This is a genomic window from Nostoc sp. NMS4, from assembly GCF_017115095.1.
In the GTDB taxonomy this organism is placed as follows: Bacteria; Cyanobacteriota; Cyanobacteriia; order Cyanobacteriales; family Nostocaceae; genus Nostoc.
The window spans coordinates 1-5,455 of the sequence record NZ_JABXKI010000389.1 but is presented as its reverse complement, the minus strand read 5'-3'; the positions used below and the strand labels follow the sequence as shown (position 1 = coordinate 5,455).

Annotated in this window: 5 protein-coding genes; all 5 read right to left on the bottom strand. The window is 40.9% G+C overall.

The window, feature by feature from the left end:
* On the bottom strand, positions 1–1,387 hold a 1,387-nt coding region (locus tag HWQ37_RS32185), incomplete at its 3' end, for a ShlB/FhaC/HecB family hemolysin secretion/activation protein (RefSeq protein ID WP_292755082.1).
* Positions 1,388–1,690: 303 nt separating this feature from the next.
* A complete protein-coding gene (locus HWQ37_RS32180) occupies positions 1,691–1,858 on the bottom strand; it encodes a CopG family transcriptional regulator (protein ID WP_094348841.1) in 168 nt (55 codons plus the stop codon).
* 595 nt (positions 1,859–2,453) lie between these two features.
* Complete coding sequence (locus HWQ37_RS32175; protein ID WP_292755079.1) at positions 2,454–3,764, bottom strand: DUF4910 domain-containing protein; 1,311 nt, start codon at positions 3,762–3,764, stop codon at positions 2,454–2,456.
* A 38-nt stretch (positions 3,765–3,802) separates the two neighbouring features.
* A complete protein-coding gene (locus HWQ37_RS32170; RefSeq protein WP_292755077.1) occupies positions 3,803–4,528 on the bottom strand; it encodes an SDR family NAD(P)-dependent oxidoreductase in 726 nt (241 codons plus the stop codon).
* A 23-nt stretch (positions 4,529–4,551) separates the two neighbouring features.
* The coding region (locus HWQ37_RS32165; protein WP_292755074.1) for a phytanoyl-CoA dioxygenase family protein at positions 4,552–5,455 on the bottom strand (904 nt) is incomplete at its 5' end.

The window sequence follows — 5,455 nt, the reverse complement described above, 5'->3', positions numbered from 1 at the left end:
CCCTGACTAAAAATAGAGTGTCTGGTGCTAATTGCCGCACCCACTGCGCCTGTCCTCGCCAGGCGAAAAAGCGGCTATCTGGTTCATTATTACTGACATTAGCATCGAACCAATCTACACCCAAGCTCAATTGCGATCGCGCCGCAAATACGTACTGGTTACTTCGCTGGGTATATTCTTGAAAAAAGCGCAAAGCCGAAATATTGGTTTTTCCGTTCGCATCTGCACCTGGGGAGAGTCGAAACGGCCCAATGTTATCAATACCCAACTCAGTTTGGCTTTCTTGGCGCGAGAATGATAGCCCGATCGCTAACTCTTGGGTTGGTTTTTGGATCAGTGGTTGCCGATAGCTCAATTCGTAAGAGCGGCTATTTGATTGAATATCAAGGACGCTAAATGGTTTTTCAATGACGCGATTCCATCCCTGGCTAAAACCGAAGGATACAGTGCCATTACGGGCATTAACCGGCAGTGTGTAATTGAGATTGATTGTATTACTGCCATCAGTATTGGCGTATCCCACGCTCAAGGTATCGCCCAAGCCCAATAAATTGGCTTCTTGCAAATCCACTCCCCGGCGAAAACTGCCCACACTTGGCGATCGCCCATTATCTAGGCTGGCCGTCACCTTAAAAGTATCTGCTTCTTCAACCTCCACTTGCAACACATTGGTTCCCGGATACACGCCTGTCTGCAACTCGGCTGACAGGTTTTTAATCTGCGGATCGAGACGGAGTAGTTGCAGCTTTTCTAATAAGTGTGGTACATTTAAGGGTTTGCCAGCACCAAGTAAGATGCGATCGCGAATGTATTGACTGTGCAATCGTCTATTACCGATAATCTTGATTTCTTGCACACTGCCCTCAATCACCTGAATTTTGATTGTGCCAGCTTCTATTGTCTGTGGTAAAATTAATGCCCCCGTGGTGACATAACCGTTATCAGTGTAGAGCTTCGTGACGGCATCTCTAACTTGCAACAACTCGGCAAATGTCAGTTCCCGTCCCACAAAGGAATTTGTAACAGTGGCAAACTGTTCTGCTTTGAAAACTGTACTGCCCAAAACTTCAATGCGATCGACCCGAAATCTGGTATTAGGGTCATTTTGCTCCAGAATCGGCTCATTCGGTAGTTTTGGCGATGGAAGCAATTGATTCTCGTCTGGTGGCTGGGGTAGCACACCCGACGGTAACGGAGTGTCAGGAATATCCTCTAACCGACCTGGGGGTAATGTTTGAGGAGCAGGAGTTTGGGCGATTGCATCTTGATAGTTGCACAATATTGCGGCGATCGCAAAGCTGAGTGTTATAAATCCAGGAAAAATCCTCAGTTCGCCCACTAACTTGCTTACCTTTGGCTGATTTCTAACCAAGGTTTTTCTAATCATTATTTATAATTAAATAAATTACAAATTAAATACTTAATACTTGGGAAGTATAAGTATTTAAGTGTTAGGTACTATATGTAACCTAAATATTTGCGGAGAAGCTCAGTAATATTACTATAATATCCAAGGCAAAAGTCAGAGCGGAGATTCCCTCGGCTCTGAACTTTGTAAGAGAGTATTCTTATTTAAATTCCCTAACTTGAGTTATAGGAATTCACTGTTAGCTGATAACTCTGTTAAGCACCATAATTAACTCACAACTTGAGATGTGCTTACCCTGATTTAGTTGTTTTCCAGTGTGATTCACGAGGTTTCAGAAGCTTTTTCATCTTTAGGATAAAGAGACCGAATTAACTCCCGAATTACATCAGTTGCTGGTCTACCTGTTGTTGAACAGTATTGTTCAAGCTTCTGTGCCTCACCTGATGTGAGATTGATTGTAAGTCGTTTAACAGCCCATTTCTTATTCATGTACTAGACAAGTTATGTTTTTAAACTACTTCTCTAATATCAATCATCTAAACTGCTCTTACAATGGTATAAGTAATGACATTTACTTCAAGTAATCATGAAGTCGAATAGGATCTTTTTCCATGCAATGGTGAAGAAATGAAGTATATTCTCAATTATAAAGTTAAGCTATTTTCCGAGCAGTAATTATAAATCTAATGTAAAAATCACACTAAAGTATCTCAACACAAAATAAGTATTCTCACATAATAGTCGAGAATAATAATACAGAAAAGTTTTGCAGCCCTAGCAAATAGAATTCCCAGCTACACAGACCAAATCCACCTCTAGGGGTTTAAAACCAAATTACCCCCCTTATAAAGGCTACCGTGTATACACAAGTCAAATTACCCCCCTTAATCCCCCCTTGTAAAGGGGGGAAACCGGAAAATAAATCTAGTTCCCTCCCCAATGCATCGGGGAGGGTTAGGGTGGGGTAAAAGAATATTTGATACATCAATCATGACTTTTCAAACATCCTCTTAGATTAACCTGCGCTAAAGCTTTGTCTAGGTTTGTGTAGTAGCGAACTTTATTCACCCCATACTTTTCAAACTTAGCTATTTTTAATTGTTAACAAGTCATGTGTTAATAATATATCGGCAGCAGATTGAATCACATCAAATGACATTCCCGACCTTTCTGCAATATCTAGTAGAGTATGCTGACCATCAGATAAATTTAAGACCCACAAGATTGCCATTTCATTTAGTCCACTATCTTTGTTACCACCAACTGCGTGATATATTCCTCTTTTACCCAACTGTGGCTCACATTTGGGATTTTTGTTGTAGTAGATTTTGTTATTGTTGAGGATATGCAAAATCGAATTACATTGAAAGAAAGAATCAGCAAGATATTGGGGTTGAACGAAATTTAAATTATCTGCTGAGGTGTGGTATTCAGGAAAAGTATTATGAGGCGATCGCATGAAGCAACCTACAGCTAAATTAAATCCAGGCGAGCAATATTGTCGCTCATCATAGCCATAGGGGAAAAAATCTATAATTTTGTAATCTTGTTTTGAGTTGTTGAGTACATAAGCAGCAACTTTATCAATTTCAGTGTCACCTCTACGGCTTTTTTTGTAAGTAAAGTTGCCTGAATCTCCTAAACAAGTTAATACCAAACCATGTTTAATATTATTGACTTTAGCTTCGTTGAGAGCTAACCATGTAATTGAGCCAATGGTTCCGGGAATCCAGAGAAATCGATAGGAATATCTTGGTGTAGTTTGACTTAAATATTTAGCGATAAAAGTAGCGATCGCAATTCCCGAAAGATTATCATTACACAGTGAAGGATGACAAGCATGGCAAGAAATTAAGACTTCCTCAGTACTTTCTCCGGGAATAAAATACTCACCATAGCTCAGATAACCAGGTTCGAGGGAAGAATCAATACATACTTCATATTCTTCATCTTCTAGTTGCAAATATTGATTGTGAGTCAGGCAAAAGCCCCAACTTTCCTTGTAATATGAAGTTCGGTAAGGAATCCAATCAGGGTATTCTGGAAGTGTAAATAGATGTGATTTAAGTTCAGGGAGAGATAATTTTTGATGTATGGGAATACTATAGTTAAGAACGTGCAAATTTGAATTAGCAAAATCTACAATCTTTTCACCTTGAGAGTTTTTAATATAAGCATCTTTAATATTCCACTCTTTAGGGACTATCCAATCAAATACCTCTGTTCCTGTCGGCACTTTCTGAACTGACAAAGGAATATGCTGCTGGAGAATTTTTAAAGTTTCTCTAAAACCATTACCTGTAATACTACGGCAAATGGGATATAGCTGGAAAATGAGTTGATAAATTTCCTGAGCAATTTGATCTGATTGTGTTGCGATAGGGTTAAGGCTCATGTCTTTGTCAGTTTCAGCTATTTTGAACTTTGAGTAAATCAGGGTTTCACGAATGGTCTGAGGCTAATATCAGTAACTTCAGCAGTTCGAGGTAAACTCAGGGCGTTAATGACTACAGCGGCCACGTCCTCTGGTTGCATAAGACGTTCAGGATAATAGGGTTTACCTTCCATCTCGTGAATTATTGCTTGTCGAGGAGTAGCAGTACGCCCAGGAAAGACGCTCATGACCCGCACTTGGTCGGCATTAACTTCTACCCGGAGAGTGTCAGCGATCGCTTTGAGGGCGTGTTGAGTGGCAGCAAATTGTCCTATATTCGCTCTAGGACTCATAATTACACTGGAGTTGATAAACAAAATTTGTCCCCGGCTCGATAAAAGCATGGGGAGTAAAGTTTGTGTCAAAAGATAGGGCGCACGAACATTCGCCCGATACAGCAAGTCAAAGTCTTGAACAGAACTCTTTTGAAATGTCCCCATTGAGAACATACCTGCACTCAGAATGAGCAGGTCGATATCTTCAAAATCTCGCTCAAGACTTGTTTGTATCTTGCTGATATCTTCATCAACCATCAAATCCATTGCATAACAAACAACTTTAGGGGAAGTTTCCTTAGCGATCGCAGCAACTATTTGTAGGGTTTCAAGGTTGCGTCCTAACAAACAAAGTTGTACACCTTGCGCCGCTAAACCCAAGGCGATCGCTCTACCGATACCGCTACTAGCTCCTGTGACAACTGCAACCTGACCTATTAAAGTTTCCATGATGAGAGTACTATTGCTGCAATTTAGTTTTGGAGTAATGTTGGTGCTGAAGTGTCATATAAAGCCACCAAAGATTCTGGAATAGAGCAGAAATCTCTACTCCGTAAGAAGTCGCCTAAAGAAGTTCCTGTACAAGCTGAATCAATATTTGGCGCACCTTGTTGAGCGATCGCATCATCAAAATGTACGGTTCTAAAGTCAATACTAAAACGGGTATAGCCTGATGTGTTGGGAATCGTTGAGTGCATCTGCGCTCCTGAAAAGAGAATCATCCCACCGACTTGTGTAATCAACCGCAATTGCGGCTCCATTTCTAAAGTTTCTTCGGCGTGGGGTTGCTTGCGCGTATCTGTTTTAATGTGCTGTGCCGCATTTTTGCGACTTTCTTTATTCCACTCAGCGTAGTTATAATCCCTTGAGCTATTTTTAACTGGTTGATTCCAGTAGCGGGGATGGAATGCCATCGCATTTTCTGAGGTAATATCGTAAACAGGAAGCCACCAGTTGATCTGGCACTGAGGAGCAGAGTACCAGGTATCACGATGGGGATGGAAAGCGTAAGCAATGCCAGCAGTCAGATAGCGATCGCTAGTTGCTGTTCTCAGGCGAGGTACATCAAAATAGGTTTTGCTCAAGTCACATCCGCTTTCTTTCAAGATGCCTTGAATGAGTTTTTTAGATTCAGGATGATGGATAAAAGCTGGCTTGAGTTGTGCTAAAATCTCAACGTATTTCTCTACAGGCAGACTATGTTGTGCTTCTCTGGGATCTAAAGGGGCAAATGCTTCTTCAACCATGCCACGAGCAAAATCACATAGAGCGATCGCACTGGCGCAAGGAGAAAAGACAAACATTTGTCCATTGTAGAGATGCTTGCGTCTGATTTCATCACTGAAAGTCGAATCAAAATAAATCGTATTCACTTCT

Bases quoted from the DNA above. Each gene is read 5' to 3' on its own strand.
- HWQ37_RS32180 (WP_094348841.1), bottom strand. From the start codon at position 1,858: ATGAATAAGAAATGGGCTGTTAAACGACTTACAATCAATCTCACATCA.
- HWQ37_RS32175 (WP_292755079.1), bottom strand. From the start codon at position 3,764: ATGAGCCTTAACCCTATCGCAACACAATCAGATCAAATTGCTCAGGAA.
- HWQ37_RS32170 (WP_292755077.1), bottom strand. From the start codon at position 4,528: ATGGAAACTTTAATAGGTCAGGTTGCAGTTGTCACAGGAGCTAGTAGC.